The sequence below is a fragment of the Pseudomonas sp. UBA2684 genome (assembly GCA_002354655.1).
GTDB lineage: Bacteria > Pseudomonadota > Gammaproteobacteria > Pseudomonadales > Pseudomonadaceae > Aquipseudomonas.
Window position 1 is genome coordinate 29,633 of the sequence record DELY01000058.1, and the last position, 26,952, is coordinate 56,584.

The 26,952-nt window shown below is 60.1% G+C and carries 26 protein-coding genes and 2 pseudogenes; 7 read left to right on the forward strand and 21 right to left on the reverse strand.

Annotation, left to right across the window (positions count from 1 at the left end; genetic code table 11):
* Positions 1 to 166: 166 nt before the first annotated feature.
* The 15 genes from B3M58_RS21560 to B3M58_RS21630 form a co-directional block, all read right to left on the reverse strand.
* Positions 167 to 535 carry a hypothetical protein gene (locus B3M58_RS21560; protein WP_296222363.1) on the reverse strand — a complete coding sequence of 123 codons (369 nt, stop codon included), beginning with the start codon at positions 533 to 535 and terminating at the stop codon, positions 167 to 169.
* Between the two features lie 40 nt (positions 536 to 575).
* The gene (locus B3M58_RS21565) at positions 576 to 1,907 is read right to left on the reverse strand and encodes an STY4528 family pathogenicity island replication protein (RefSeq protein ID WP_296222365.1); all 1,332 of its coding nucleotides are present in this window, start codon (positions 1,905 to 1,907) and stop codon (positions 576 to 578) included.
* The gene (locus tag B3M58_RS21570; RefSeq protein WP_025167038.1) at positions 1,904 to 2,611 is read right to left on the reverse strand and encodes a DUF2857 domain-containing protein; all 708 of its coding nucleotides are present in this window, start codon (positions 2,609 to 2,611) and stop codon (positions 1,904 to 1,906) included. The genes B3M58_RS21565 and B3M58_RS21570 overlap by 4 nt, the downstream gene beginning before the upstream one ends.
* 28 nt (positions 2,612 to 2,639) lie before the next feature.
* Positions 2,640 to 4,415: a ParB family protein gene (locus B3M58_RS21575; protein ID WP_296222370.1), complete on the reverse strand. Its 1,776-nt coding sequence runs from the start codon at positions 4,413 to 4,415 to the stop codon at positions 2,640 to 2,642.
* Entirely contained in the window at positions 4,412 to 4,654 is a 243-nt protein-coding gene (locus B3M58_RS21580) for an Arc family DNA-binding protein (protein WP_025167036.1), read from the reverse strand. The genes B3M58_RS21575 and B3M58_RS21580 overlap by 4 nt, the downstream gene beginning before the upstream one ends.
* A gap of 68 nt (positions 4,655 to 4,722) precedes the next feature.
* Positions 4,723 to 5,244, reverse strand: a complete 522-nt coding sequence (locus B3M58_RS21585) for a hypothetical protein (RefSeq protein ID WP_296222374.1) — start codon at positions 5,242 to 5,244, stop codon at positions 4,723 to 4,725.
* Positions 5,234 to 5,422 carry a hypothetical protein gene (locus B3M58_RS21590; RefSeq protein WP_296222376.1) on the reverse strand — a complete coding sequence of 63 codons (189 nt, stop codon included), beginning with the start codon at positions 5,420 to 5,422 and terminating at the stop codon, positions 5,234 to 5,236. The genes B3M58_RS21585 and B3M58_RS21590 overlap by 11 nt, the downstream gene beginning before the upstream one ends.
* Positions 5,419 to 6,768 carry a replicative DNA helicase gene (gene dnaB / locus B3M58_RS21595; protein WP_296222377.1) on the reverse strand — a complete coding sequence of 450 codons (1,350 nt, stop codon included), beginning with the start codon at positions 6,766 to 6,768 and terminating at the stop codon, positions 5,419 to 5,421. The genes B3M58_RS21590 and dnaB overlap by 4 nt, the downstream gene beginning before the upstream one ends.
* Positions 6,765 to 7,463, reverse strand: a complete 699-nt coding sequence (locus B3M58_RS21600; RefSeq protein ID WP_296222378.1) for a DUF2786 domain-containing protein — start codon at positions 7,461 to 7,463, stop codon at positions 6,765 to 6,767. The genes dnaB and B3M58_RS21600 overlap by 4 nt, the downstream gene beginning before the upstream one ends.
* A complete protein-coding gene (locus B3M58_RS21605) occupies positions 7,463 to 8,206 on the reverse strand; it encodes a hypothetical protein (RefSeq protein WP_296222379.1) in 744 nt (247 codons plus the stop codon). The genes B3M58_RS21600 and B3M58_RS21605 overlap by 1 nt, the downstream gene beginning before the upstream one ends.
* A 1-nt stretch (position 8,207) precedes the next feature.
* On the reverse strand, positions 8,208 to 9,068 hold the full coding sequence (locus B3M58_RS21610) for a ParA family protein (protein ID WP_025167030.1): 861 nt from the start codon (positions 9,066 to 9,068) through the stop codon (positions 8,208 to 8,210).
* Positions 9,069 to 9,429: 361 nt separating this feature from the next.
* Positions 9,430 to 10,731: an NAD(P)/FAD-dependent oxidoreductase gene (locus B3M58_RS21615; RefSeq protein ID WP_296222380.1), complete on the reverse strand. Its 1,302-nt coding sequence runs from the start codon at positions 10,729 to 10,731 to the stop codon at positions 9,430 to 9,432.
* A gap of 63 nt (positions 10,732 to 10,794) precedes the next feature.
* A complete protein-coding gene (locus tag B3M58_RS21620) occupies positions 10,795 to 10,968 on the reverse strand; it encodes a DUF3094 family protein (protein WP_296222381.1) in 174 nt (57 codons plus the stop codon).
* 87 nt (positions 10,969 to 11,055) lie between these two features.
* Positions 11,056 to 11,550 carry an MOSC domain-containing protein gene (locus B3M58_RS21625; protein ID WP_296222382.1) on the reverse strand — a complete coding sequence of 165 codons (495 nt, stop codon included), beginning with the start codon at positions 11,548 to 11,550 and terminating at the stop codon, positions 11,056 to 11,058.
* The gene (locus tag B3M58_RS21630; protein ID WP_296222383.1) at positions 11,547 to 12,176 is read right to left on the reverse strand and encodes a DUF1780 domain-containing protein; all 630 of its coding nucleotides are present in this window, start codon (positions 12,174 to 12,176) and stop codon (positions 11,547 to 11,549) included. The genes B3M58_RS21625 and B3M58_RS21630 overlap by 4 nt, the downstream gene beginning before the upstream one ends.
* 219 nt (positions 12,177 to 12,395) lie before the next feature.
* On the opposite strand from B3M58_RS21630, the gene B3M58_RS21635 reads away from it, so the two are divergent.
* Complete coding sequence (locus B3M58_RS21635; protein WP_296222384.1) at positions 12,396 to 13,085, forward strand: energy-coupling factor ABC transporter permease; 690 nt, start codon at positions 12,396 to 12,398, stop codon at positions 13,083 to 13,085.
* Positions 13,086 to 13,250: 165 nt separating this feature from the next.
* Here B3M58_RS21635 and yacG read toward each other — a convergent pair whose 3' ends face one another.
* From yacG to pilB, 5 genes are all read right to left on the reverse strand, one after another.
* The gene (yacG, locus tag B3M58_RS21640) at positions 13,251 to 13,451 is read right to left on the reverse strand and encodes a DNA gyrase inhibitor YacG (RefSeq protein ID WP_296222387.1); all 201 of its coding nucleotides are present in this window, start codon (positions 13,449 to 13,451) and stop codon (positions 13,251 to 13,253) included.
* On the reverse strand, positions 13,448 to 14,059 hold the full coding sequence (gene coaE, locus B3M58_RS21645; protein WP_296222430.1) for a dephospho-CoA kinase: 612 nt from the start codon (positions 14,057 to 14,059) through the stop codon (positions 13,448 to 13,450). The genes yacG and coaE overlap by 4 nt, the downstream gene beginning before the upstream one ends.
* Positions 14,060 to 14,140: 81 nt before the next feature.
* Entirely contained in the window at positions 14,141 to 15,013 is an 873-nt protein-coding gene (locus B3M58_RS21650) for a prepilin peptidase (protein ID WP_296222388.1), read from the reverse strand.
* Positions 15,014 to 15,016: 3 nt separating this feature from the next.
* The gene (locus B3M58_RS21655) at positions 15,017 to 16,234 is read right to left on the reverse strand and encodes a type II secretion system F family protein (RefSeq protein ID WP_296222390.1); all 1,218 of its coding nucleotides are present in this window, start codon (positions 16,232 to 16,234) and stop codon (positions 15,017 to 15,019) included.
* Between the two features lie 3 nt (positions 16,235 to 16,237).
* The gene (gene pilB, locus B3M58_RS21660; RefSeq protein ID WP_296222392.1) at positions 16,238 to 17,941 is read right to left on the reverse strand and encodes a type IV-A pilus assembly ATPase PilB; all 1,704 of its coding nucleotides are present in this window, start codon (positions 17,939 to 17,941) and stop codon (positions 16,238 to 16,240) included.
* A 223-nt stretch (positions 17,942 to 18,164) separates the two neighbouring features.
* Between pilB and B3M58_RS21665 the strand changes: the two genes are divergently transcribed.
* Positions 18,165 to 18,560, forward strand: a complete 396-nt coding sequence (locus tag B3M58_RS21665; protein ID WP_296222393.1) for a pilin — start codon at positions 18,165 to 18,167, stop codon at positions 18,558 to 18,560.
* 158 nt (positions 18,561 to 18,718) lie between these two features.
* Here the strand turns inward: B3M58_RS21665 and nadC are convergent, their stop codons facing one another.
* Positions 18,719 to 19,567 (reverse strand): carboxylating nicotinate-nucleotide diphosphorylase, encoded by an 849-nt coding sequence (gene nadC / locus B3M58_RS21670; protein WP_296222394.1) that lies wholly within the window; start codon positions 19,565 to 19,567, stop codon positions 18,719 to 18,721.
* 632 nt (positions 19,568 to 20,199) lie between these two features.
* Between nadC and B3M58_RS21675 the strand changes: the two genes are divergently transcribed.
* The 5 genes and pseudogenes from B3M58_RS21675 to B3M58_RS22680 all read left to right on the forward strand — a co-directional run.
* Positions 20,200 to 22,518: a DUF1631 domain-containing protein gene (locus tag B3M58_RS21675; protein ID WP_296222395.1), complete on the forward strand. Its 2,319-nt coding sequence runs from the start codon at positions 20,200 to 20,202 to the stop codon at positions 22,516 to 22,518.
* A gap of 438 nt (positions 22,519 to 22,956) precedes the next feature.
* On the forward strand, positions 22,957 to 23,520 hold the full coding sequence (gene ampD, locus B3M58_RS21680; RefSeq protein WP_296222396.1) for a 1,6-anhydro-N-acetylmuramyl-L-alanine amidase AmpD: 564 nt from the start codon (positions 22,957 to 22,959) through the stop codon (positions 23,518 to 23,520).
* Positions 23,517 to 24,353 (forward strand): regulatory signaling modulator protein AmpE, encoded by an 837-nt coding sequence (gene ampE, locus B3M58_RS21685; protein WP_296222397.1) that lies wholly within the window; start codon positions 23,517 to 23,519, stop codon positions 24,351 to 24,353. The genes ampD and ampE overlap by 4 nt, the downstream gene beginning before the upstream one ends.
* Before the next feature lie 1,421 nt (positions 24,354 to 25,774).
* A pseudogene (locus B3M58_RS22675) lies at positions 25,775 to 25,981 on the forward strand (HAMP domain-containing protein); the annotation flags it as partial.
* A 282-nt stretch (positions 25,982 to 26,263) separates the two neighbouring features.
* Positions 26,264 to 26,836: pseudogene (locus B3M58_RS22680) on the forward strand (methyl-accepting chemotaxis protein); the annotation flags it as partial.
* Between the last annotated feature and the right edge of the window lie 116 nt (positions 26,837 to 26,952).

Below are 26,952 nucleotides of genomic sequence, written 5' to 3' on the forward strand. Positions count from 1 at the left end.
ATTCCAGTGGAATAACCCGGCTGCCCGTCGGTGCCGCTGTCTTGGTCTGGTCGAGTTATTCCAGTGGAATAACCCGGCTGCCCGTCGGTGCCTCTGCCTGGTCCTGGTCGGAGTGGTTCCACTGAAACCACTCAGTTGTCCGTCATCTCCGCTGGCTAGGCCTTGGTCAGATATTGCGACGCGGGTCGGTATAGGCACCGCGAGACGCAAGACGCTTCCGTGCCAATGCCACGTTCTTCGCCCGTTCGTATGCTTTGCCTCGTTTCATCAGCAAATCCGGGAGTGAGCGGTGAAGTTGGATAGCGGCGGCATACAGCATCGCTATCACAACCACCGCCGCAACTGTGTTTGCTCCGAAGATTTGCAGGGGGTGGAATTCCGCGATCCCTGTAAAGCTTACCGCCACCACGAAGACGCATATCAGGATCGCTACCAAGGCTAGGATCATCAGCGGTACCCCTAGCAGCAATCCAAGCAGATCCACCATCATGCCCCTCAAACCGGATCTGATCAGCTTGGTCCTATCGTTTTCCATTCAGTTTCTCCTCTCCCATTGCATGATTGACTCTGGTCGTTCACGTCTGGCTTGTGCCGACCAGTCGCGGCCTCAGCAGGTGCTGCATCGCATTGAGCTGCTCCCTGGCCGTTCGCACCGTGTCAGGTGTTCTGGCCGCAGCCGCAGCCGCAGCCGCAGCTGATGCAGTACCGCTCCGGGCTGGGGGATGTATTGGGGGGCCAGCAACCGCTACTGCTCCTGGTGTCGGGTCCGCTGGAGGTGGTGAGGTATAGGGTCGCCAGTCAACGTTGAACTCCCCACGAATAGCCCGCTGAACGCAGCTGAGCAAGTAGCCCAATGGATTGCGAACCCCGCCGGCGTCGCAGCGATGCAGCCATTGCTCGATGACAGCTGGCCGTAACTCGGTAGGCACTCGCTGCATGGCACTCACGGCCTTCAACTTCTGCTCCGATGGCAAGCGTTCCAGGCCGAGCAGCCACCGAGCCATGACGTCCCGCTCTGCGCGCGGTACAGAGCTTTTACATACATCATGGTGTGTATTTGTATACGTACTATATGAGTTCGGATTCCGAACTAAGGCCGAACTCTGTGATTTCTGGCTGAGTTCGGATTCCGAACTGAGGGCCAAGGTGCCTTGATTTGCTGAGTTGTCACTGAGTTCGGACTCCGAACTCAGTGCAGACGGGGTGATGTCAGGCTGAGTTCGGAATCCGAACTCAGGTGCTGGCAGTGCCGCCAGGTTGCTTTCGATTGCCCACTGCTGGCTGTTCAAACGGTCTTCAACCGTCTCCATTCTGGAGGGAAGGCGTCGCCCAACGTCGTGGTCGCTGGCGAATTCACGCCAGGTGATCTCGGCCACCTCGCGGATCGCACGGTTGGGATGTTCCAGGGATTGGCCGAGCAACTGCATGTAGTCCCTGTCGAACTCCAGCGCCTCAGCTGGGCTGACGGGTTCGTCGTGAAGCAGGTACACATTGCCCTGAACCTGTCCACTGAGGTCGTTGCGCACTCGACGGCCCAAACTGAGCCAGCGGGTCAGGCGGAGGACCGTCAGCGCCTTGGCGATGGTTTCTCGCGATGCGGGTTTGCCCGGGTGCATGCCCAGGTAGGGGCGAAGCTGGTCGTAGGTCGGGAAGGCTGTAATGCCATCTTCATTGACCAGAAGACGGAATACTTGCCAAGTATTACGCTCCAGAGGCGTCAGTCGGTCATCCAGCAGCAAACGGCGGGGCACCGTCTCGTGAGGGTTCCCGCTGAAGATGATGCCGGAGTAAGAAGAGGGGGAGGTGGCCCCGGCTGCTGCCTTCTCCTTCTTTTGAAGCAAATGGGCCTCAAGGTGTCCCGTGGCCGAGTCCAGGAGCGTGGAAATAGGAAACCGCGAAAGCTTCATAGGTCGGGGTCACCTTCCACCGAGGCCAATGCAAGCTGCTGTTGCCGTTGCGCCTGGGAAGCGACCAGGTGAAGTTTTCTGGGCTTCCAAGAGTTCTCCCGGGATGGAGGGTATAAACCTTCGTTGATCCAGGTCTGGATACGGTTCCAGATGATGGCCAGGCTGAGGCTTTCGGTACTGTCTTCGGCCTCCGGCTCCTGGGGGGTGTTCAGCTCCTCGGCCACCATCATGGCGATGTCGAGCATGGCCAGGCTGTCCTTGATCTCGACCTGGTGCTCTTTCATCAGGTGGGTCCAGCGGTACCAGAGCAGGGCGTCCTGGTCTTCACTGAACTCCCGCCAGCGACCGCGACGAACACGGACGCCCATCATGAGGCGCTGCAGCGCCACATCCTGCGGAGACAGGCCGAAAAACTGTTGCAGCATGGTCGTAGTGGCACCTAGACGGAGCGCGCGCTCAATCATGCGTAGTTCTTCGTCAGAGCGTTCGGCGCCGGTGAGCAGCTTTTTCACCATCTCCGTGTCGATGGTGACGTGGCACCAAGACACAGGGGTGTTGAGGAGAAGGCTCAGCACCGCGGGCTGCTGGAGCTGGGCCAGAATCTCTGGCTCCAATCCCATCTCAATGCACCGCCTGAGCTGACCATTGCGCATGTGATTGAGCACCTGCGACAGGATGGCCTCGTTGATCGGTGATTTGGACATTGCGACTCCCTCCTGCGATTGTCCGTACTCAGCTGTCGGTTGGTGGTGTTGTGTCGTTGAAGGCCTGGATTTCCAGGTCAATCAGGCGACGAGCGAGGCGGACGATGCGAAATAGCTTCACCAATGCGCCGTCGCTCAGTCGGCCGGAGTCGCCAGGGTTCTGGTCCTTGGCAAGTGGCTGGCCCAGCAGTATCTGGCCGAGGCCTGCAGCGAACTCGAATTCGCCTAGTGCGTCCTTCTGTTCGGGGTGCTCCTCGAGCATTTTCAGGGCTATGCTCATCGAGCCACTGAGGGACTGAAGCAGCGTCAGGGTGTGTTGGGCTGTAGCAGTGACTTCGACATCTTCCGCCGGATGGCGATAGCGGAAGCCGATCCCACCGGCTACGTCGACGAACTCGCCCGGGGCGTCCACCGAACTGGCGATCTCACGGGCCAGTTCGGCAATGTGCTGACGCAGGACGTCTGGCGTGTCGATGTCGCGCTCGATGTACCAGAGGTCTGAAATGGGGTGCAGACCTCCTGCCTGCACAGGGATGGCCACCAGGGCGTTCGCATTGAAGTCGGGCAGAACCTCGCCATCCAAGGCGGCCAGCTTTTGCTTCATCTGCTGGACGCGAGGCGAGGTCGTAATCGGGCTGGCCACATGACCGTCGACCCGTGCTTGACGCTCATCCTGGGTCATCTGCTCTACAGCTGGCGGCGCAACTTTCCGCTGTTGGCGAGCAGGGGCCTCGTTGGTCGGCGGAGGTGTAGCGCTCCCATCCGTGCTGTGGGTGTCGGGCAGCAGACCATCGCTTGGGGCGTTCTGCGGCAGCTCTGTTTTGCTCGGCGCCGGTGGCGCGAGCGGTTGCTGGATATCTGCTTCCGGCTGTGGGGAAGGGGGTAGCGTCTGAGGCAGACTCACCACCGGGGTAGAGCGTCGAAGCTGATCCTGGTTCTGGGTAATATCCAGGAGAATGGCCTCATAGCCCATGCCCAGCGGAGTCTTCATCTGGGCGATCAGCTCGTCCTGGAAACGCTGGAACAGGAATTCCTCGGCGTCACCCTCGAACTGGGCCAGGACATCTTGGAACAGCATCTCGAACTCGATGCTTTCATCTTTGTTGTGGCGTTCCCAGCACTGCAGTGCGGTCTTGCGTAGCGATAGCAGCTTCTCGATCTGGGGTTTTCCAAGTCCGGAGTAAAGGACCCCAGGGATAGCGGGAAGCAAGTGCCGGATGGTGTCCTGCATCTTGCTAATGTGGGGCTGGGAGACCGGATAGCCATCAGCGCTTAGCCGGCGGGCTAATTCACTTTGGGAAATGGGTTTGCCTGCCTCTTCCTCATAGAGGGCTTTAGCTTTGTCGATCCCAACAGCCCGCTCGATGAACATGAGCTGGCCCTGCAGATCGTTTTCCGCCAGGTGACCGGTCAGTGCGATGATTTCGCCGCGGGCCTGATCCCAGGGGCGGAACAGGCAGTTGAAGCGGAAGTATTTCTCGTCGCCGGTCTCGCGGTAGAGCTCATTAAGGATGGCCAGTCGCGTGTTGCCACCGTTGCGAATTCGGTACTTATCTTCCCCGGGGCGCCGGGTGACTGGGGGCGAGGCGTCCAACCCGCGTTGCCGGATCGACTCCTTGATTTCCGCATACTTCGGATTGCGGGTGGTCCTGGGGTTCGAGTCGTAGGGAAGGATATCGTCCAGGGTCAGCACCATCGGGGTGTCGGCGATCGGATCGCTGAAACGCTGGGCTGCGGGAGACAGCGGCTGAAAGCCGGGCTGCAGAAGTTTGTCCTTCAGGGAGGCTACGGTGGGCTTTGTCATGTTCTGGACTCCAGAGCTTCAGCAGTTGTTGCCTTCGAGCCGGACAGCAGCCTGTCGATGACCTGGTGCGCGCGCTCCAGCTCGACCTCGAGCTCGGTAGCCCGCTCGAGGCGATGAACGATCTCGGCGTTCATCGAACGTGAGTTGACGCGGGCTTTGATGGCTATCCGGTCGCGCATGCCGGCAGGCAAGCGGACGACGAACTTTTCTTCTTCTTTGCGTTGCGGCTTGTTGGCCATGGCAATCTCCAAATTCGGTCGGGTTCGATTCAATGGCGCGTCAACTGGTCGCGAAACTGGGTCGGTACTCATTCCGTCCGCTCCTTGTCCTCCAGGCCGTTGCCGACCTGGATGGCGATGATCTCGGGTTCATGGCCAGGGAACTTCGTGCTCAAGTCCGTCAGGAACTCGCGGGTTGCCTCGCGGGGGCCAGGAATGCGGAACACCACGGTGCAGTGCTGCACCTCTGACTGGGCGTCGAGGTAGGGCAGAACAGACACCTTCAAGGCGCGATCCAGCAGGTGGCGTGGCACCCAGACCGACCAGAAGTAACTCGACAGGAGAGCACCAGGGCAAAGCAGATTGACCGACACCGTTCCGCTGGTGGTTGGAGACAGCTCGACGTAGCCGAGCTCCTGCAGTTCGGTCAGGTCGGCTTGCATGCTCGCCGGCACTACGGTGCTGTCGTCACGGGCCAGCCGGCTGATCACCTGCGCGATTGCATCGAGCTCGAAGGCATTCACGCCGACGCGGTGGGCATGGGCAACCGCCGAAGCGTCGAAATGGACGCTGGCTGGGATTGACGGGAAGTGGGCTGCGCTACTGTGCACGATCGACCTCCTGCAGCTGCTCGAGGTCGTAGCTACCGCAAATCGGGCAGACCAGCACCTCGACCTCACCTTCAGGCGTGTTCTCGGCATGAATGCACTGGCGAACCTGATGGCGCGGATGGTGGGCATCGCAATTGCGGCAATGGTGCGTCAGCGGTGTTAGGGCGGTGGTGGTCATGCATGGACTCCTTGCCAATCGCTGTTGGCACTGAGATTCGCGAAGCGGGTCTGGTGAGGAATGAACGCGGTGCGCACCGTCCCAGTGGGGCCGTTGCGGTGCTTACCGATGATGATTTCGGCGATGCCCTTGAACTCGGTCTCTGGGTGGTAGACCTCGTCGCGGTAGACGAACATGATCACGTCGGCGTCCTGTTCGATGGCGCCGCTGTCACGGAGATCCGCGTTGATGGGGCGCTTGTTCGGGCGGCGCTCCAGGTCCCGGTTCAACTGGGAGAGGGCGACGACGGGGCAGTTCATCTCCTTGGCCAAGGCCTTCAGGGCACGCGAGATCTCGCTGATCTCGTTGGCCCGGTTCTCCTGCCCGGGGCAGCGCATCAACTGCAGGTAGTCGACCAGGATCAGAGCGGGCTTGCCGAACCGGCGCGCAGCGCGGCGAGCCTTGGCCCGTATGGCTGTTGGCGTCAGACCGGAGGAGTCGTCGATGACTAGGCGATCGCCGTAGCCGTGCATCCGTGCGACAGCCGCTGTCAACCGCGGCCAGTCGTCATCATCCAGACGGCCTTTCAGCAGCTTGCCGAGATCGAGGTGACCCAGAATGGCCATCAATCGGTAGATCAGCGCTTCAGCCGGCATTTCCAGGCTGTAAACCTGAACGGTTTCCTGGGGCTTGTTCTGCAGGGCTGTATCCACGAAGTTAAGGGCCAAGGACGTTTTACCCATCGACGGCCGAGCACCTAGGATGACCAGGTCGGCAGGTTGGAAGCCTGCGGTCAGCTCATCCAGGTCGCCCAGGCCGGATGCCACCCCTGTCACCGTCACATTGCCGTTGAAGTGCTCATCAATCTTCTCGATGACATTCGTGATGCATTGGGTGAGGTTGATGAACTCGGAAGCGCTGCGGTCTTGGCCAAGGGCGAACAGCTTTTGCTCGACGGACTCCTGGACTTCGAACGCGTCCGCCTGCTGATCGGATGCTTCTCTGGAGCAGAGGTAGCCCAGAGACATCAAGCGACGTAGATGCGAACGATTGCGCACGATGTTGGCGTAATGCTCGATGTTGGCCACCGAGGGGGTGTTCTTGGCCAGTTCGACGAGGTAGGGCAGGCCCCCGACCTCTGCCGGCTCAGCCAGCGCCTCGCCTAACGTGACTATGTCGAACGGGTGGCCTTTCGTCGCGAGGCCGGCAACAGCCTGGAAGATCATCTTGTGCTCGTGGCGGAAGAAGTCCTCGGCAAGCAGTTGGTCCCCTATGAGATCCCAGGTGTTGTTATCCAGCATCAGGCCGCCCAGGACACCTTGTTCAGCCTCCACCGAATGAGGAGGGGAGAGGTCGAGATGCATCATTGGCCACCTCCATAGGCCAGGGACGCTTGGCGTTCTTGTGCGACACCGCGATGCAGGTTCGCTTTTTTGCCCTGGTCCCAGCCGGCACGAAGCGATCCGCTGTCGTGACCTTTGGACTTCAGCGGTTCGATGGTGATTTCCTTCAACTGGGGGTGATGGATCTCCAGATAGGCCTTGATCTCCTCCCGGGTCGTTTCGTCCATGCCGTCGGCGAACTGGGCAACCTTGGAGGAAATGGCCCTTAGCCAACCTTCAGCGAACAACTGGCCCCGCCGACGCTTGGTCTTCAGCTGGCAGCGCTTCTGTTGGGCAACATGATCACGGCGAGCGGCGACCAGCTGGTGGTGAAGGGTGGAGTAGGCGTAAGCCGCCAGTTCTGGGGAAATGCCCTTGCCGAGAAACTTGAACGACCAGCCCCACAGGGGGTTGAAATAGGCAAGGTGGCTGCAGTCGAAGGCGGTCGCGCAGATTGATGCCAGTGTGTGCAGCCAGTCTTGGGGGGCGCGGCGGGTGTTGGTGACCACACTCGCCTCATCGACAGCGTGAGCTGCAACCTCGATGATCTCCAGGTTGTACTGCTTCATCAGGCTGCGCGCTTGGCGGAGCGCGGTTTCCACCTCGTTGGGGGCTGCCCCCTTCGAGTTGGCCAGCGCCATGAGCTTGGCCACTTTGTTGAGGACCTTCTGCTTGTCCATTACTCGCCCTCCCGCTTTTCAAGGGAGGCGAGGGCCGCGGCCCATACGCCAAGAGTTTCGGTCTCTTGCTCGAGGACACGTGTACGAATTTCCGCGATCTTTGCCTGCAGGACAGCGTGCTTGTCCTTGACGCTCATGTTGTCGATGTTATGTGCGAGGAGATCAGTAAGCTCCCTGCGGATGTCGTCCCGCAGGTAAGAGGCCTGATGCTTGAGTTCTTTCTCCAAGCCCCAGTCATTTCGGAATGGCTTGGTTTGAGGTGGGAGAGTCGCGGATTGCCGAAGCTTCTGAGAAAACTCCCAGGGGCTGTAGAAGCTCTGGAAAGCCCGGGCATGGTTGAGAGTCAGGCCTAGGCTGATTACTTCGAGCATCTGCTCCGGAGTGTCGCAAGGCAGGGGAAACGATTCACTCACGAGTTGCTTCGCTTGCAACTCACGCTCTTTCAGCCTTACCGCAGCTGCTTTTTCGTCGCGAAGGCGCTTCTCCTTGGCGTGCTCCAGGTTGGAATTTACCGACTCGACCAAGCTCGCGGCATCGCGAAGCAACTGCCGCTGTTCGTGAGTCAGCAACTCGCCAATTCGTGCGATCAGGCCTTTGTTTCCGGTTAGCGCCCGGACTTCCCGAACTGCTCCGGTCAGTTTCGACTGCATGCCCCGCAGTTCCTGTGCGCTGTAGAACTGACCAAGCTTGAGAATCGCCTCGGCAGTGATGCTCTTGGCTTCGGTGATGGAGGACTTCGCCATATCAGCGCCCCCCTTTAACCAGCGCGGCCATCGTCTCCTCGGTGACGGACTCAAAGCGGTCGCGCCACTCGGGGAAGACTTCGATCGCCAGCCTGCGGATGATGCTGAGCGCGGACGGAGATTGGCGGTTGGATGGCTGGCGGTATTCGAGCCGGTGCGCCGGGATTCCACGGGATGCGGCGTTGCGGAACACAACAGCTGCAGGAATGGTGCAGTCCAGGACGCTGATCTCGAGGTTGTCCTGGAATATCTCGCGAACCGACTGGTAGATCATCTGGGCGTCGGCGGTCAGGTCCAGGCAATTGACCACGATGCGGACCGGTGGGATGTTCAAGCCCAGACGTCCATAGGCGCGTAGACCATCCAGCATCTGCATCGTGCCGCGGCTGAATTCGCGGGCGGTGAGCATGTTCGGTTGTAGAGGGGAGATAGCCAGGTCGGAGGCTAGGACAACCATCTCCAGCATGGCCGAGCGGGCGCCTTGGGTGTCGATCAGGACCAGGTCGAAATGGTCTTCGAACGCCGGCATCAGGTTGGCCAGGCGAAGCCGGCCGTCGGGAGCTTGCAGGATAAGGTTGATCAGATGGTTGTTGATGTCGTTGGAGATCACCAGCGACAGATTCGGGATGGTGGTGCTGGAAACGATCCGGGTACAGTCCGTCACGTTGAAGGCGAGCAGGTCGTAGATTCCGCCCTGCGCTTCTTCAAGTAATGGGTAATACGAGGAAAGTGAGGGCTGGACGGGGTCCAGGTCTATCAGGAGTGTTCTTAGGCCGGCATCAGCGCAAAAAGCGCCGAGGCTGGCCGCTGTTGTGGTTTTCCCAGGGCCACCTTTGGTCGATACGATCGATGCGGTTTTCATGGTAGAGCGCCTCTAATGTGAATTCATTAGAGGCTGCAACAGCTAGCTGGCCGGGCTTCTGCGGGTTCTTAGAGACCCTTCCTAGACGCTCCCGGGCCAATTGTCTTTTAACCAATTGGTCGTAGGTTCGAATCCCACACGACCCACCATTTCAAGCACGCTTGAAAGTAAAAAACCCGCCTAGTGCGGGTTTTTTATTGCCTGCGATTTTTGCCGCGGGCGGCTTTGTGGCTTCGACGGTGTGTTGATGTGGGCGCGGCTTTGCCCTGGCGTTGGCGTGATGAGCCGGCGGCATGTCCGTCCTACGGGATTGGCGGGCTGTGTGAGGGTGGGCATGGCGCAGCCTTGCCCACCCTTATTCTCAGTGCAGCTTGAGGCGCGGTTCGGTGCTGCGGCCAATGCGGTCGCTGAGCATCAGCAGCAGCGTACGAAAGGTGCCGTACAGGGCCATTTGGTGCATGCGGTAGAGCGATACATAGAAGGCCCGCGCGAGCCAGCCTTCGAGCATCACGCTGCCGGTCAGGTTGCCCATCAGGTTACCCACGGCGGAAAAGCTCGCCAGCGAGATCAGCGAGCCGTAATCGCGGTAGCGGTATTCCGGCAGCGCCTGGCCGGCGATGCGCAGTTTCAGTGATTTGGCCAGCAGTGAGGCTTGCTGGTGAGCCGCTTGGGCGCGTGGCGGCACGTTGCGGCCGTCGCTGCCCGGTTGCGGGCAGGCGGCGCAATCGCCGAAGGCGAAAATGTTGTCGTCGCGCGTGGTTTGTAAGGTTGGGCGCACTTGCAACTGGTTGATGCGGTTGCTTTCCAGGCCATCAAGGTCTTTGAGGAAGTCGGGCGCGCGAATACCGGCGGCCCATACCTTGAGGCTGGCAACGATGGTTTCGCCCTGCGCGGTATGCAGGTTATCGCGGGTTACTTCGCTGACCGCGGCGTTGGTCAGCACGGTCACGCCGAGCTTTTCCAGGGTCTTGTGCACCGGCTGGCTGATGCGCTCCGGCAGTGCCGGTAGAACCCGTGGCCCGGCCTCGATCAGAGTGATGCGCATGTTTTCCGGGCGAATGCTGTCCAGCCCGTACGCCGCCAGTTCGTGCGCCGCATGATGCAGTTCGGCGGCCAGTTCGACGCCAGTGGCGCCCGCGCCGACGATGGCGACGCTGATCTGTTCGGTGCGTTCGCTTTGGCTGGCATGCGCGCGCAAGTAGTGGCTGAGCAACTGGCGATGGAAGCGCTCGGCTTGCTCGCGGGTATCGAGGAACAGGCAATGTTCGGCGGCGCCGGGCGTGCCGAAATCGTTGGTGGTGCTGCCGACGGCAATCACCAGGCTGTCATAGCCCAGCTGGCGTTCGGGCATCAGCACGTCGCCGCGTTCATCGAGGGTGGCGGCCAGCGTGATGCGCTGCTCGGCACGCTCAAGCCCGGCCATGCGCCCCAGTTGGAACTCGAAGTGATTCCATTTGGCCTGGGCCACGTAGTTCAGTTCGTCTTCCGAAGAGTTCAGCGAGCCGGCCGCCACTTCATGCAGCAGTGGCTTCCAGATATGCGTCAGGTTGGCGTCGACCAGGGTGACTTTCGCTTGGCCACGTTTACCCAGGGTTCTACCCAGGCGGGTAGCAAGCTCCAGACCGCCGGCACCGCCGCCGACGATCACGATTCGATGGGACATGGAACACTCTCACAAGGCTTTGAAAAAAACGGCGGCAAGTCGCTTGGGCGAGCGCGAGGCAGCTCATAGCACCAATTGACTCAACAAACGGCTCAGCAGGCCCAGCCCGATCACCACAACAAAAATGATCGACAGCAGGCGCCAGACCTTGAACGGCTGGCGTTGCACTTGATGCTGGGGAGCACTCAGGTACTGGTCGACACGTTTTTGATCGTCAGGACTCAGGCGGCTGGACATAGGAACCTCGATGGGGCAGGCCCTGTGAAAACCCGGCACGGCAGTTTTCACGCGGTCTGTAAGTGGTGGCTATTCTAGCCGTGGCGTTCACAAAGGCTCAACGCACAGGTGGTCATTCAGACGAATAATGCCGCCTTGCAGGACCCGCGCGGTAATGCCGCCGTGGCCGCGCATCGCTTGGAAGGTGCCGAGACCCAGGCGCTCTTCCAGACGGGCGCAGGGCTGGCACCAGCCGGTGGTTTCCAGGATAGCCTGGCCGATCCTGAAGCGTCGGCCCTTGAGGCTGAACAGGTTGATGCCGCTGATCGCGAGATTGCGGCGCAAGTCCTGGGGCTGGATCGCCTGCTCGGCAGGGCGACCAAGCAGGGCGCTGACGACGGCCAGGTGTTCCCATTGGATCAAGGTGACTTGGCGTGCATTGCGCGGCCCTGGTCGGCTGTGATCGCCGGTCAGGCCGGCTTCTCGGCGTGCTTCCACGGCCTCCAGTTCGAGCATGTTGCCGCGCGAGGTCGGGCGCACGCCAATCCAGCGTACCTGGCCCTGTTGCGGGACGGCGGCGAGCAGTTCTTGCAGTGGACTCACAGGCTTATTCCCACATCGAACAGCACGCTACGGCCAAGGTTGTTGCGCAGGAAATCCGGCGCATCGGGGTGGGCGAACAATACTCGGGTAAAGGTCGGTCCGACCAGTGACAGCGAGCGCCAGCCTTGACGCAGGTATTCGGTGGGTGGCGGAAAGTGGCTGTTGAAGTCGGGGATGGCGCGCTTCAGGTTGACGTAGGCGAGCAGGTCCAGCTCGCCAAGGTCGAGGCCGCGTTCGCGGTAGTTGTGGGCTTTCTTGCGCAGGGTCGGCGCCAGACGGGCCTGCAGTTCGGCTGCGGGAATACGCCGTGGCTTGGCCTCGCGGCGCACCAGTTGGCTCAGTGAAAAGGCGCTGCGGCGACGCTCCAGTTCGGCTCGCCACTCATCGTTAAGGCGGCGGCCTTCATCCAGCACGAAAAACACTTCAAAACTGGCTTCGCGAAACAGAACGTCAGGCGGCTCCTGCCCGGCGGCGCTGAATTCGTCGAGCCGGTGGGCGATGTTCAGGGCTTGCAGCAGGCGCTGGCACACCCAACGCTCACGCTCCCATTTGCGGGCGTTGGAGAGAAACGCGTTGGCCTGTTCTGCTTGGTGCGTGAGCAGGCGCAAATAATCGGAGTCATCCATGGTTTCAGCTTAGCCCGCCCAGGGTGTTGCTTGGTACCCCTGGTGTCGAGACGTGCGTTGCCATCTGACGGACAAACCTTCGGTATGTCCGCTCTACGGGGCGATGGGGTTTGTGTGGGGGCATGGCGCAGCCTTGTCCACCCTCGGTATCACAGGCATGGCTGGCATCTTGCGGTGTAGACTGGCGCCAGCCATCTCCCTGACGTTGGGGCGCCTGCCATGATCGCCGCTGAACTGCTTTCGCCTACCAGCCAGCTTGTCGGTTGGCTGCTGTATGGGCCGTTGCTGCTCTGGGCATTGTGGCGCGCGCCATGGCTGGAGTTGGTCAGCGATCTGCGGCGCCAGCACCTGCTCTTCGGTACGGCGTTCGCTCTGTTTCTGCTGTGGTTGGTGCGCCGTGATTTCGACTCGGGGCTGTCGTATCACTTTATTGGCATGACGGCAGTGACCTTGCTGCTCGATTGGCCGCTGGCAATCCTGGCCGGCCTGGCCGCGCAACTCGGGTTATTGCTGTTGGGGCGTCAGGACCTGTCGGCATTGGGGGTCAATGGCCTGCTGCTGGTGGTGATTCCCGTGTGGATCACCGAGCTTTGTGCCCTGCGGGTCGAGCGAGCACAGCCGCGCAATCTGTTCGTGTACATCTTCTTCTGCGGTTTCTTCCCGGCGGCGCTGGCGGCCTTGGCGTGCATTTTCCTTGGCCTGGGCGTGCTGTGGTTCGATGGTCTGTTTCCGATGCCGCCCTGGCTGGAGGATTTCGTGGGCTACCTCTGGCTGGTGATCTTCCCCGAGGCCTTTATCAACGGCATGCTCGTGACGGCGCTGGTGGTGTTCTACCCGGATTGGCTGGAAACCTTCAATCGCAGCCGCTACCTCGCCGCACCATGGAAAGACGACGGCCCGCCCAACTGATGATCTGGGCTGGTTTGATTCGGCTTTTTGCTGGTGCGGCGTCTGCGCAAGCTGGCGTGTGCGCCAGTGTTTGACGGGCCGGCTGCATGCTTGCCCCGTGCCCTACGTAGGGTGTGACATGGCGCAGCCTTGTCCACCGTTGTGCGAAGCCCGCGAGTGAGCTGCTCAGTGTGGGCGCGGCGGCAGGTCGCCCGAGAATAAATCGTCTTCTAGCTCGTTGCCGGGGATGGCATGTTCTTCCGATGCCCAGGCGCCCAGGTCGATCAATTTGCAGCGTTCAGAGCAGAAAGGCCGGCTCGGGCTTTGCGGGCCCCATTCGACGGGCGCGCCGCAGGTCGGGCAGGCAACGGTGGTGGGGGTGCTCATGATCGGCCTCCGCGTAAGGTCAGGTAGAAAGTGTGCAGGCGTTCGACCTCGGTTTTCAGCCACGCCACGTCACGGTCGTTGACCAGTACGTCATCGGCATGACGCAAGCGTTCCTCGCGGCTGGCTTGAGCCTTGAGGATGGCCTGCACCTGCTCGGCCGAGGTCTGGTCGCGCTGCATGGTGCGCTGCACTTGCAACTGTTCGGGGGCATCAATCACCAAAACCCGTTGGGTCAACTGGTGTTGGCCGGACTCGATCAACAGCGGTGACACCAGAATGGCGTAAGGCGATTCTGCGCGTGCCAGGTACTGCATGATTTCCTGGCCGATGAGCGGATGCAGGAGGGTTTCCAGCCAGCGCCGCTGTTCTGCATTCTGGAAAATCAGGCTGCGTAGCGCCGCGCGGTCCAGTTGACCGTCTGGCTGTAAGACGCCTTCACCAAAATGCTCGACGATCTTGGCCAGTGCCGGTCGGCCCGGTTCGACGACCCAACGGGCGGCGTGATCGGCGTCCACCAGGTGCACGCCCAGTTCGACAAAGCGCTGCGCGACCGCGCTCTTGCCGCTACCAATGCCGCCGGTAAGGCCGAGAATCCAGGGTTTCATGATCGGATGCGGAGCTCGTGAGTCATCAACAGGGCGACGATTGTAGTGTAGGCGCGCCCCCACTGGCTAACCCGCGTCTACGGGTTAGCGAAACCCAGCGAACTGCAAGTAGGTGTCGGTGATCCGATCTCCCCAAAGCAAAGCGATCCAGCCCGCAATCGCCAGGTACGGACCGAAGGGAATCGGTGTGCTGGTTTGTGCGTTACGCATCTTCAGCATAAGCACCCCGAGGATGGCGCCGACCAGCGATGACAGCAAAATGGTCAGCGGCAGCACCTGCCAGCCACCCCAAGCGCCGAGCATGGCCAGCAACTTGAAATCGCCATAGCCCATGCCTTCCTTGCCGGTCACCAGCTTGAACAGCCAATACACCGACCACAGGCTGAGGTAGCCAGCAATCGCACCCCACAGGGCATCTTCCAGGCTGGTGAATAAACCAAAGTAATTGGCGATCAACCCCAGCCACAGCAGCGGTAGAACCAGGGCATCCGGTAGCAATTGATGATCGGCATCGATCAAACTCATCGCCAGCAAACCCCAGGTCAGCACCAGCATGCCGGCGGTCTGCCAGGTAAAGCCGAAGTGCCAGGCGACATAAGCCGACAGCACACCGCAGGCCAGCTCCACCAGCGGATAACGTGCGCTGATCGGGGTTTTGCAGCTGGAGCATTTGCCGCGCAGCGCCAGGTAGCTGATCAGCGGGATGTTCTCCCAGGCCTTGATCTCATGGCTGCACTGCGGGCAGGTGGAATTCGGCAGAATCAGGTTGAAGGTGGCGCCTGCGGGTTCGGCCGGCAACTCCAGAATCTCGCGAGCTTGGGCGCGCCAGTCGCGCTGCATCATCTTGGGTAAGCGGTAGATGACGACGTTGAGAAAGCTGCCGATCAACAGGCCGATAAGCAGGGCAAATAAAGCAAAGGCCAGCATATGGCTGGCCAGAAAGTCGATCACTTGCATAGATTAAACGACAGAGCCGAGCTGGAAGATGGGGAGGTACATGGCAATAATCAGGCCGCCGACCAGTATGCCTAGCACCGACATGATGATTGGCTCCATCAGGCTGGTCAGGCCATCCACCGCATTATCGACCTCTGCCTCGTAATAACTGGCCACTTTGTCGAGCATCATATCCAGTGAGCCCGACTCTTCTCCGATAGCGGTCATTTGCACCGCCATAGACGGGAAGACGCCAGTGCTGCGCATGGAGAAATTCAACTGCATGCCAGACGTAACATCCTGTTTGACTTTATAAACCGCATTCTTGAACACGATGTTGCCGGTCGCGCCCGCCACTGAGTCCAGCGCCTCGACCAATGGCACCCCCGCCGCAAAGGTGGTAGCCAGGGTACGGGCGTAACGGGCCACGGAGGACTTGTAAATGATATCGCCAATAACCGGTGCCTTGAGGGCTGTGCGGTCGATCCAGTTGCGAAATTTTTCTGAGCGTTTATTGGTTTCTTTCAAGACAAAAACTGCAGCGAACATACCGACTAGAATAAAAAGCCACCATTTTTGCAGTGCTTGGGATATGCCGATGACAAACTGGGTGAATGCGGGAAGTTCGGCACCAAAGTTGGCGAAGACCGATTCAAACTGAGGCACCACCTTGATCAGCAAAATAGCCGAAACGATGATGGCCACCACCACCACCGCGATTGGATAGTTCATGGCTTTTTTGATTTTGGCCTTGAGCGCCTCGGTTTTTTCCTTGTAGGTCGCCACACGATCTAGCAGGTTTTCCAGGGCGCCAGCTTGTTCGCCAGCGTCCACCAGATTACAAAATAGGTCATCGAAATATTCCGGGCGGGTGCGCAGGGCGGCGGCAAAGCTGTTGCCCGCAGCCACGTGCTGTTTGATGTCGTCAACCAGCTTGCGCATGTTCGGGTTATCCAGCCCCTCACCGATAATGTCGAACGACTGCAGTAGCGGAACGCCAGCCTTCATCATGGTGGCCATCTGCCGCGCGAACAGCGCGATGTCCATTGGGGTGATTTTTTTGCCAGCGCTAAACAGCGATGCCGATTTTTTGCGTACCTTGGTCGGGTTGACCCCTTGCTTGCGCAGTTGCGCTTTCACCAAGGCGGGATTCTGGCCGCTTATTTCGCCAGTTATCTTGGCGCCCTGCTTGTTGGTGCCTTCCCAGGCAAAAGTGCTGGTTTTTATTGCTTTCACGGCCATCGGTTAGTCCTTTGTCACGCGGTTCACTTCTTCGAGGCTGGTGACACCTTGCATGGCCTTCAGCAGGGCTGAGGTGCGCAGGTCATTAAAGCCGTCTTTGCGCATTTGCGCGGAGATATCAATGGAGTTGCCTTCCTCCATGATAATCCGCTGCAGGGCGGGCGTGTTTTTAACCACTTCATAAATCCCGACACGACCTTTGTAGCCGCCGTTGCAGTTTTCACAACCAACGGGGCCATAAATCTTGAATGCGCCGATTTTGTCCTCCGGAAAGCCTTCTTCCAGAAGTGCTTCACGGGGGATCTGTACTTCTTTTTTGCAGCTGCTGCACAGTTTGCGTGCCAGGCGTTGGGCGATGATCAGGTTGACTGAGGTGGCAATGTTGAACGAAGGCACGCCCATATTACGCAGGCGGGTCAGGGTTTCGGCGGCGCTATTGGTGTGCAGAGTCGACATCACCATATGCCCGGTCTGGGCGGCCTTGATGGCGATGGACGCGGTATCCAGGTCGCGGATTTCGCCGACCATGATGATATCCGGGTCCTGGCGCAGGAAGGCGCGCAGTGCGGCGGTGAAGTCCATGCCCTGCTTGGGGTTGACGTTGACCTGGTTGATGCCTTCCAGGTTGATCTCCACGGGGTCTTCGGCGGTGGAGATATTCACATCGGGCGTATTGAGGATATTCAGGCCGGTATACAGCGACACGGTCTTTCCCGAGCCAGTAGGGCCGGTCACCAGGATCATGCCCTGCGGTTGTTTGAGCGCCGCCATGTACAGGTTTTTCTGCGTTTCTTCATAGCCCAGTGCATCGATGCCCATTTGTGCGCTGGAGGGGTCGAGAATTCGCATCACGATCTTCTCGCCCCATAGCGTTGGGCAACTGCTGACACGAAAATCGATAGACTTGTTTTGCGAGATGCGCATTTTAATCCGCCCATCCTGCGGCTTGCGTCGCTCGGAAATATCCAGCGCCGCCATCACCTTGAGGCGTGCGGAAATTCGTGGCGCTAATTGGATCGGCGGCCGGGCGATTTCATGCAGAATACCGTCGGTGCGAAAACGCACCCGGTAGGTTTTCTCGTAAGGCTCGAAATGCAGATCGGAGGCGCCGCCCTTGATCGCATCCAGCAGCATCTTGTTGACGAAGCGCACCACGGGGGCATCGTCCGCAGCTTCGCCAGCAGCACTGTCCTCTTTGTCATCATTGATGGCCTGGACATCAAGGCCGTCAAGATCGACATCGGCGAGGTCTTCCATGCCGCTAGCGGCCGAGTCGAAAAACTTGTCGATAGCCTCGCCGAGCTTGTCGTCCTCCACCAGAATGGCTTCGGTATTTAGCCCCGTGCTGAACTGGATGTCGGTAACGGCTTGGTGGTTGGTCGGGTCGGATACGCCAATAAACAGCTTATTGCCCCGGCGCCACAGCGGCAGTACCCGGTGCTGGCGCACCAGCTTTTCGCTGACCAGCTCGCGGGGTTGTCCTTCTTTGTCAATCGAGTTGAGGTCGACAAAGGACACGCCAAACTGCTCCGCGGCCAGTTCCGCCAGCGCACGGCTTTTTACCAGTTTGTTCTGTACCAGGTAGGTGACCAGCGACAGTTTATTGCGTTGCGCCTGCTGTTGCGCCTGCTGAGCGGTTTTTTCATCCAGCAGTTCCGACAGCACCATCTGCTTGGCCAGGCCGGTAAGGGATACGCTTTCGTTCATTGCAGGCTCCATAAGCTGTGCCTGCCTTATAACGTAGTTGATCCTGGCTGCCAAACGCGCCGAGTGTGGGTGACAAAAAATGGCAGTTAGTGCCGGCAGGGTAACGATCGCTAAGTTGCTGAGTTTTGGATATCACCAGTATTGGTTGGTTTGAGATAGTTGGCACGCTGGCTGCATTGTGTTGAGCAGGTCGTCGGACCTATCCATATTTAGGAGAGATTCCATGAAAGCTCAAAAAGGTTTTACCCTGATTGAATTGATGATCGTTGTGGCGATCATCGGTATTTTGGCCGCCATTGCATTGCCGGCTTATCAGGATTACACCACTCGTGCCAAGGTTTCTGAGGTGATATTGGCTGCATCTTCTGCTCGTACTACTGTCTCTGAAGTAGCGGCATTGGAAACTGGTACTACGATGCCCGCTGCTGTTGCTGTTGAGACGCAAGTTTCGGATTATGTTTCCGGCGTTGCATATACAGCCGGCGTAATTACTGCCACTGGTACGGGTGACGTTACAGGTACTATTACCATGACTGGTACGAAAGCTGCCAACGGCCAAATTACTTGGGTGTGCGGTGGTACCGTCGATGCTAAGTTCCGTCCGGCAAGTTGCAAGTAGATCGTAGGGTGGAATCGCCAAAGGCGCTTCCACCGTTTACCGTGAACCGTTCGGCCATCGTGCTCCGGTTTACACAAACGCCCCGCCTTGTGCGGGGCGTTTGCGTGTATGGGGCATGGCGGATTACGCCGTTGCGTGGCTAATCCGTCCTACATAATTTACAAACTCAAGCGCATCGACAAATCCACCGCCTTCACATCCTTGGTCAGCGTACCGATCGAGACATAGTCCACGCCCGTCTCGGCAATCGCGCGCAAGGTGCTTTCGTTGACTCCGCCGGAGGCTTCCAGTTTGGCGCGGCCTTGGGTGATGGCGACGGCGCGGCGCATGTCGTCCAGCGACAGTTCATCGAGCATGATGATGTCGGCGCCAGCGTCCAGGGCGTGTTGCAGTTCTTCCAGGTCTTCCACTTCGACTTCCACCGGCTTGCCGGGGGCGATTTTGTGGGCGGCGTTTATGGCGGCGGCGATGCTGCCGCAGGCGGCGATGTGGTTTTCCTTAATAAGGAAGGCGTCGTACAGGCCGATGCGGTGGTTGTGGCAGCCGCCGCAGGTGACTGCGTATTTCTGGGCCAGGCGCAGGCCGGGCAGGGTTTTGCGGGTGTCGAGTAGTTTGACTGCGGTGCCTTGCACCAGGTTGGCGTAGTGCTGGCAACGGGTCGCCACGGCGGACAGGGTTTGCAGAAAATTCAGGGCGCTGCGTTCGCCGCTGAGCAGGGCGCGGGCTGGGCCTTCCAGGTGAAACAGCGTTTGCTTGGGCGTGACGTGCTCGCCGTCGCGGACCTGCCAGTGCACGGCGACGCGTGGGTCGAGTTGCCGAAATACCGCATCGACCCACGCGGTGCCGCAGATCACTGCGGCTTCGCGGGTGATGACGGTGGCGTGGGCCAAGCGCTCGGCGGGGATCAACTGGGCGGTGATATCGCCGCTGCCGATGTCCTCGGCCAGGGCGCGGCGCACATTGGCCTCTATTTCGGCAGTCAGGTCGACGAGGGTAAGGTTCGGCATGGCGGGCTCCACAGTCTGAGTCGGGCGATTATAGGGATTGCCGGCGCTGGGTGCAGCGAGATTGCGGCGTTGCATCGAGGGCGCGTCAGTGGTCGCTTAAGGAATCGGGTTGCCGGTGCGCTGTATTTTTCTGTGGGCTGCTACTGTGTAGGGATGACGAGTGAGCGCTTGTCGGCTACTGAATCGATGCGTCGTGAGGCGTCACGGCCGCTGTACCCGTTCGCTGTTGAGGTCGTCTGGCGTCTGCTGGGAGCGGCTTTAAGCGCACAGAGCTACCGTGCGCTGGCTGGGTAGGAGAGGCCTTGGCCGCGAGCTCTTTGGGCTGCCTGAACAGCTCGGTCAAGATCGCTCTCACAGCAGCGTGTCGTGGCATGTGATGCATGACCTTCAGGGCGTTGCCTGGGTTCGATTGCGTTGGTCGCATGCCGGTAGCCGTTGCGAGGCGGGTGGGTTACATCTGTGACTTGGGTCATGTCTGGGAGAAAAGTCAGGTGGGTCTGCATGGATGCATCCCTATAATGGCTTTACTTTATACGAACATTGACGCCAGGCCTTTGACGTTACGGATGACGCTCAGTTGATCGCTGTGCAGATCGGTTCGCCCAAGAGGGGCAGTCTGCAGGAGACTCACAATGAAGACTGATGCGAATGTGGTGCACCTGAACAAGGTGGCCCCTGAGCAATCGCCCACTTCGCCGGTAGGAAGACTGCCCGTGGCGCTCATTCAAGTGCGTGATAAAGCCGCGCAGCAGCTCAAGCAAGCGCTGCAGGCATTGTTCGACAATGCTGACGATACGCTATTCGAGATGGCCGATCGGGCGACCAGCAATGCCGAGCAGAATACCTTCTTCGAGGCGATGCGCGATTTGCGCTTGAAGCGTAAAAATATCGAGCGCGGTTTTCTACAGAAGGTCTTCGAGTCTTTCGCCACCCTCAATCAATACGAAATCGGTAAGCCGGCGCCCCTTGATGCGGTGTCGTACGACAGTTTGTCGCTGGTACAGAACGATGAGCTGGAGGAGTCCGTGGCGATGGATGCCATGGTTGCCAAGGTCGTGAGCCGCGACAGCATGGCGCTCAACCACCTGACCACCCGGCTCAATGCGTTGGTCAGCAAGAAACTGGACGATAAAACCAACCCACTGGGGCCGACGGCGCTCTGTGCGTTCTTCCTCGACGCGTGCAGCAGCTTGGGCGTGGAGATCAAGGTCAAGCTGATCATCCTCAAGCTGTTCGAAAAATATGTATTGAGCGATCTGGATCAGCTCTTTGCCGAAGCGAATCAGGCGTTGATCGCTGCCGGCGTGCTGCCCGAACTCAAATCGACCCCCGCGCGGCGCAGTCCCGGTCGTGCGGCATCGGCTGCCGGCGGTGCGCGCGGCGACTCGTCTGGGCTGGGCGGCGGCGGGTATGTCGATGACGGGGTGCAAGAGGTGTTTGGCGCCCTGCAAGAGTTGCTGTCGCAGGCGCGCGGCGGCGCCATGCCGCGCCGCGAGATGCCGGCCGATGCACTGCCGATCTCGAGCAACGATTTGATGCGCCTGCTCTCCCACATGCAGCAGCGTGCGCCGGTACAGGTCAGCGATGATTTCGACCTGCGCGAACAGCTTGAACTGTTGCTGGGGCGCGCCAGTGCCAAGAGTGGTAAGGCGCGGGTAGTGGGCGAGGTCGATGAAGACGTTATCAACCTGGTGTCGATGCTGTTCGAGTTCATTCTCGATGACCGTACGCTGCCGGATTCGCTGAAGGCGCTGATCGGTCGCTTGCAGATCCCGATGCTCAAGGTGGCGGTGCTCGATAAGACCTTCTTCAGCCGTGGCAGCCACCCTGCGCGGCGGTTGCTCAACGAGATTGCCTCGGCCGCGCTCGGCTGGGGCGAACAGGACGACAGCCAGCGCGACAGCCTGTATCAGAAGATCGAGCAGGTGGTGCAGCGCCTGCTCAACGATTTTGCCGATGATCCGGTGATTTTCTCCGAGCTGCTGGCCGATTTTCTCGCCTTTACCGGCGACGAACGCCGCCGTAGTGAGCTGCTCGAACAACGCACCCGCGATGCCGAAGAGGGCAGCGCCAAGGCCGAGTTGGCGCGCCGTCAGGTCGAGCAAGCGCTGAATGAGCGGTTGCTGGGCAAGAAGCTGCCGGAAGTGGTGGTGCGCTTGCTGCAAGAAGCCTGGAGCAAGGTGTTGATGCTGGCCTGCCTCAAGCACGGGGTGAATTCCGACGAGTGGCAGGCGGCGCTGGCAACCATGGATGATTTGGTCTGGAGTGTGGCGCCACACGAAGGCCCGGAAGCACGCTTGCGCTTGCTTGAACTGGTGCCGGGGCTGCTCAAGGCTCTGCGTGAAGGCATGGCCAGCGCAGCGTTCGACCCGTTCTCCACTGGTGATTTTTTCAGTCAGTTGGAAGCCTTGCACGTGCAGGCCTTCCAGCGCTTCAAGCGGCCGCTGGCGGAAGCCGATAAGCCCGATGCGGAACAGTCGGCCGGGTTCGACATCGATGACGAACAGCGCGCCACGCTGGCGGAGGCCGGTCTCGATTTGCCTTTGCTGGAGCTACCGCCGGCCGATGCCGCGGATGCACCGGCGATGGTCGAGGTGATCGAGGAGATCATCCTGTTAGCGCCGGGCCAAAGCCGCGTCGATGAGCCGGAAGTCATGTTGGCGGATGACGACGAAGCCCTGATGCAGGTCGATAACCTGCGGGTTGGCAGTTGGGTCGAGTTTCAGGAAGACGACGAGCACAAGCTGCGCTGCAAGTTGGCGGCGGTGATCAAGCCGACGGGTAAGTTCATCTTCGTCAACCGCACTGGGATGAAGGTGTTGGAGAAAACCCGCATGGGACTGGCGGTGGAGTTCCGCCGCAGTGCCATTCGCTTACTCGACGATGCTTTGTTGTTCGACCGCGCGCTGGAGTCGGTGATCGGCAATCTGCGCAAACTCAAAGGCGCCTGATTGAGACTGCTCTGGCGTGCCGTCTCTCAATAAGGCTCTGTAGCCGTTCGTTAGCTGTTGATGCGCTCCGGCGCCTCAAATGGCTTTAACCGCGAAAGCAGAGCGGCAGGTTTGGCAGATTATATTTGCCCAGTAGGAACCGTGCACTGACTGGGTAGGAGTGGCCTTGGCCGCGAGTTTTTTGGGCACCTGAACAACTCGCGGCCAAGGCTGCGCCCACCACAGCGTGATTTCACGTCGTCCATGCTGGGTTGCGTCGCGCCGGTTCTGACTGTTCCCGCAAATCAGCGTGCACCAGCCGACACAGCTGATCGGGCACACCGGTGTCGCATCAATCACGGCAGGCAGTCGAAGTCCCGTGGTTTTGCGCTCAGCAGGGCTGGCGCTTGGCCCTGCTGCCTGGCTGTTTTAGAGTGAGGGCTCGTTCAAGGAGCCTTTATGCAGTTGGATCCTCTCAGTGGCTGGTGCGGCGATGCTCGCCACTGCCCTTCGCCCAATTTCAATGCGCGCCCGCAGGGGGAAGTTTCCCTGTTGGTGATCCATAACATCAGCTTGCCGCCGGGGCAGTTTGGCACCGGTCGGGTGCAGGCCTTCTTTCAGAACCGTTTGCCCGTCGATGAGCATCCTTACTTCGCCGGGATTGCCGCGCTGCAAGTGTCGGCACATTTCCTGATCGAGCGTGACGGCTGCGTCACCCAGTTTGTCTCCTGCAACGAGCGCGCCTGGCATGCTGGGCAATCGAGCTTCGCGGGGCGGGACAATTGCAACGATTTTTCCCTCGGTATCGAGCTGGAGGGCACCGACGAATTGCCATTTACCGATGCGCAATATGCCGCATTGGTTGAGTTGACCCTTGAGTTGCAAAGGGCCTATCCGGCGCTCACCCTAGAGCGTATCTGCGGGCACAGTGATATTGCGCCGGTTCGCAAGACTGACCCTGGACCGGCGTTCGATTGGCCTCGTTTGCGCGCCGCACTGCTGGATAAGAAGGAGGAGTTATGAGTTTCCTGGTGTTGCTGCTGGTGCTCTGGGTGGAGAAGTTCTCGGCCTGGCGCAGCATGATCCAACAGGACGGGCCGTGGTTGCGTTTATTGGCCAAGGCCGAGCGGCAAGCGGATTTTATCGAGAGTCCGTGGCTGGCCATGGTCCTGCTGGTGGTGCTGCCATTGGTCGCGTTGGCGCTGCTGTTGACCCTGCTGGAGCCGTTGGCCTATGGCTGGCTGGCGCTACCGGTGCATCTGCTGGTGGTGATTTACAGCCTGGGACGTGGCGATTTGCAGGCGGCGCTCGGTCCGTTCCGCGACAGCTGGCGGCGCGGTGACAGCGAGGCCGCCTACCTGGTCGCACGTCGTGATTTGGCGGTGGAGGCGGACGAGGAGGGCGCGCTGCTGCAAAGCGTGCAAGGGCATCTGGTGTGGCAGGCCTACCAAAGCTTTTTTGCCGTGATCTTCTGGTATGCGCTGCTGGGGCCATTGGCGGCACTGGCTTATCGTTTGTTCGCCTTGATGACCGAGCACGCCGAGCAGGCGGTCTTGCGTGAGCGTGCGGTGCAGTTGCGTCACGCCTTCGACTGGCTGCCGGTGCGGGTGCTGGCGGCGAGTTTTGCCCTGGTTGGTAACTTCGCCGCCGTCAGCCGAGCCTTGCTGCACGAGTTGTTGAGTTGGGATATTTCCGCCGCACAGTTGGTGATCAATGTGGGCCGCGCAGCCAGTGAAACGCCGGCGCCGGTTATCGGCGAGGACGGCGTCAGCAGCCTGGACGGTCTGTGGCAACTGCTGGTGCGTGCGGCTGTGCTTTGGTACGCGCTGTTTGCCGTGTGGACGCTGTTTCTCTAACTCACTCGTCACGCCAGGTGGCCGTGATCTTTGCTGTCGCCACCTGTGCGCCTGGCCGGCCCGACCGCTGCATGCAGTAGCGCGGGCCGCTGGCTTGCCCCATCGCCTCTCGTCGCGCCCCGTGCGACTCAGTTGAATATGTGTGTCGGTACTGCCTGTGCAGGCAGATTGAGCGCTGTAGCGGGACGTCCGGCTGATTTTTTGGCCGTTTCGGGCCGCGTCTGGCTGCGCATGCTTAACCTTAAGTTACAGAGATTGGGGTCGATAACAGGTATATAAGACGCCGCGCTCGACGGATTTCCTGTGAGATAGATCACGCTAATTTGCCTGTATCCACCGCGCTGATGCGAGCGCCACAGGTCGAGCCGCAAGGGACGTACCGGCGGTCATTTGGGATTCTGCACGGCCAACCTTGGAACGCACACCACAATAATTAGAACTGGAGACGTCTTGTGAAGACCGTGTTGTATCCGGCCATCGCGCTAATGAACCGCCTCAGCTTCGGCATGAAGTTCAGCCTGATCAGTGTCCTGTTCTTCCTGCCCATGCTGGTCACCAACTTCTACCTGGTGCGTGACTCCTACCGCCAATTCGTCAGTACCCAAGCCGCCCTGGAAAGTCTCGACCTGCTCGGTGAAGCGCTGTCCCTGCGCCGCGAGCTGGAAAGTTACGTCGATTTGGTGGAGATCAACGCAATGATCGGCCAGTCCGGTCAGGCGGGTGATCTGGAGACGCGCGTCGCGAACCTGCAGGGCTCGCTGAGCGACACCCTCAAGGGCTTGGCACCGGTGGTGTATGACGCCGAGCAGATCGCCGAATTCAACAGCAAGCGCGATGAAATGATTGCCGGGTTGCAGGCGGTGCAGGACGAAACGTCGCTGCAAAGCAAAACCGTGATTGCCGAGAAACTGCTCGGCAGCTCGCAGGTATTCATCAAACTGGTTGCCAGCCAGGCCGGGCTGAGCCAGGACCGGCAGCGCGAAGTGCGGCAGATGACCGAGTTGATCACCGTGGTGACGCCGCTGATTACCGCGCCGCTGAGCGAAGGGCGGGCGATTGGCGCCTATTCGCTGGGCCAGGGCTTCCTCAATTCGTCGGCCAGCACGCAGTTCGATGAGCTGCTGCTGGAGCTGGAAAAGCTGCACGCCGAGTACGGCCTGAATGTGCAGGAAGCGCTCAGTGCCAGCCCGGCGGCCCGCGCCGCGCTGGAAAGCCTGGCGACTGCCAGCCAGGCGACCCTCAAGGAGAGTGCGCTGTTGTTCGAGGACAAGGTGGTGATCGCCGACACCCTCGATACGCCGTGGCCGCAGTTCTATGACGAGGTCAGCGCGGCGATGGGCAAGACCTATCAGTTCAACGATGCGGTGTTGGTCTTCCTCGATCAGCAGCTGCAAGAGCGCTTACAGGAAAACCGCGGGCAGATGGTGTTGCTGGTGGTGGCTTTGGTGGTGGTGTTTCTGTTGATCGGCTACCTCTATGGCGGCTTCTATGTGTCGACGCGCACCACCCTGAAGAGCCTCGGCGAGGTGATGGACAAGGTGGCGGCCGGCGATATGACGGTCAGCTTCACGGCGCAAAGCCAAGATGAGCTGGGCGAGTTGGGCCAGGTGTTCAACCAGACCGTGCAGAAAATCCATGACCTGATCGAGCGCGTCGGTCAGACCGTGGCCGAGGTCGAGCGTCAGGCCGATCGGGTGGAAGTGGTCTCCGGCGAGAGCAACCAGGCGGTCGCGGGGCAGCGCAGCCAGATCGAACAGGTGGCCACGGCGATGAACCAGATGTCGGCCACCGCCCAGGAAGTCGCGCGCAGCGCCGCCGCCGCAGTGGACAGCGCGCACAGCGTGAACCAGGAAACCGTCAGCGGGCGGGCCTTGGTCGAATCGCAGGTCGGCAGTATTCAGCGCTTGGCGGGCGAGATCGATCAGTCGGTGTTGGTGATCAACCAGTTGGCCAGCGACAGCGCCTCGATCAGTCAGGTACTGGATGTGATCAAGGGCATCGCCGAGCAGACCAATCTGCTGGCGCTCAACGCCGCCATCGAGGCCGCGCGTGCGGGCGAGCAGGGGCGTGGCTTTGCCGTGGTGGCCGATGAGGTGCGCAACCTGGCCAAGCGTACCCAGCACTCCACCCAGGAAATCGAAACGATGATCGCCAAGCTGCAAGGCGGCGTCGGCGCGGCGGTAAAAACCATGAACATCAGCCACCAAATGGCCGATGGCACGGTCAACGAGTCGGGCAAAGTGCAGTTGGCGCTGGAGAATATCCTCGGCGCGGTGGGCATGATCGTCGACCAGAACCAGCAGATCGCCGCGGCTGCCGAGCAGCAAACGGCGGTGGCGCATGACATCGACCAGAATATCGTCGAGATCAATCACGCCGGAGAGCGCACCGCCGAAGGCGCCAGCCAGACCGAGCAGGCCAGCCGCGAGTTGTCCGAGCTGGTGTCGCGACTGAAGCAGCTGATTGGCGCGTTCCGCGTCTGATCAGTGATTCGCTTGGATGAAGCCCGCCAACCTGGCGGGCTTTTTTATTGGCTCTGTACCCGTTAACTGTTGATGCAGACAGCCGTCAGGTGGGAGCGGCTTTAGCCGCGAAAGAT

Coding starts and splice junctions, on each gene's coding strand:
- B3M58_RS21560 (WP_296222363.1), bottom strand. CDS start 535: ATGGAAAACGATAGGACCAAGCTGATCAGATCCGGTTTGAGGGGCATG.
- B3M58_RS21565 (WP_296222365.1), bottom strand. CDS start 1,907: ATGAAGCTTTCGCGGTTTCCTATTTCCACGCTCCTGGACTCGGCCACG.
- B3M58_RS21570 (WP_025167038.1), bottom strand. CDS start 2,611: ATGTCCAAATCACCGATCAACGAGGCCATCCTGTCGCAGGTGCTCAAT.
- B3M58_RS21575 (WP_296222370.1), bottom strand. CDS start 4,415: ATGACAAAGCCCACCGTAGCCTCCCTGAAGGACAAACTTCTGCAGCCC.
- B3M58_RS21580 (WP_025167036.1), bottom strand. CDS start 4,654: ATGGCCAACAAGCCGCAACGCAAAGAAGAAGAAAAGTTCGTCGTCCGC.
- B3M58_RS21590 (WP_296222376.1), bottom strand. CDS start 5,422: ATGACCACCACCGCCCTAACACCGCTGACGCACCATTGCCGCAATTGC.
- dnaB (WP_296222377.1), bottom strand. CDS start 6,768: ATGATGCATCTCGACCTCTCCCCTCCTCATTCGGTGGAGGCTGAACAA.
- B3M58_RS21600 (WP_296222378.1), bottom strand. CDS start 7,463: ATGGACAAGCAGAAGGTCCTCAACAAAGTGGCCAAGCTCATGGCGCTG.
- B3M58_RS21605 (WP_296222379.1), bottom strand. CDS start 8,206: ATGGCGAAGTCCTCCATCACCGAAGCCAAGAGCATCACTGCCGAGGCG.
- B3M58_RS21610 (WP_025167030.1), bottom strand. CDS start 9,068: ATGAAAACCGCATCGATCGTATCGACCAAAGGTGGCCCTGGGAAAACC.
- B3M58_RS21615 (WP_296222380.1), bottom strand. CDS start 10,731: ATGTCCCATCGAATCGTGATCGTCGGCGGCGGTGCCGGCGGTCTGGAG.
- B3M58_RS21620 (WP_296222381.1), bottom strand. CDS start 10,968: ATGTCCAGCCGCCTGAGTCCTGACGATCAAAAACGTGTCGACCAGTAC.
- B3M58_RS21630 (WP_296222383.1), bottom strand. CDS start 12,176: ATGGATGACTCCGATTATTTGCGCCTGCTCACGCACCAAGCAGAACAG.
- B3M58_RS21635 (WP_296222384.1), top strand. CDS start 12,396: ATGATCGCCGCTGAACTGCTTTCGCCTACCAGCCAGCTTGTCGGTTGG.
- yacG (WP_296222387.1), bottom strand. CDS start 13,451: ATGAGCACCCCCACCACCGTTGCCTGCCCGACCTGCGGCGCGCCCGTC.
- B3M58_RS21650 (WP_296222388.1), bottom strand. CDS start 15,013: ATGCAAGTGATCGACTTTCTGGCCAGCCATATGCTGGCCTTTGCTTTA.
- B3M58_RS21655 (WP_296222390.1), bottom strand. CDS start 16,234: ATGGCCGTGAAAGCAATAAAAACCAGCACTTTTGCCTGGGAAGGCACC.
- pilB (WP_296222392.1), bottom strand. CDS start 17,941: ATGAACGAAAGCGTATCCCTTACCGGCCTGGCCAAGCAGATGGTGCTG.
- B3M58_RS21665 (WP_296222393.1), top strand. CDS start 18,165: ATGAAAGCTCAAAAAGGTTTTACCCTGATTGAATTGATGATCGTTGTG.
- nadC (WP_296222394.1), bottom strand. CDS start 19,567: ATGCCGAACCTTACCCTCGTCGACCTGACTGCCGAAATAGAGGCCAAT.
- B3M58_RS21675 (WP_296222395.1), top strand. CDS start 20,200: ATGAAGACTGATGCGAATGTGGTGCACCTGAACAAGGTGGCCCCTGAG.
- ampD (WP_296222396.1), top strand. CDS start 22,957: ATGCAGTTGGATCCTCTCAGTGGCTGGTGCGGCGATGCTCGCCACTGC.
- ampE (WP_296222397.1), top strand. CDS start 23,517: ATGAGTTTCCTGGTGTTGCTGCTGGTGCTCTGGGTGGAGAAGTTCTCG.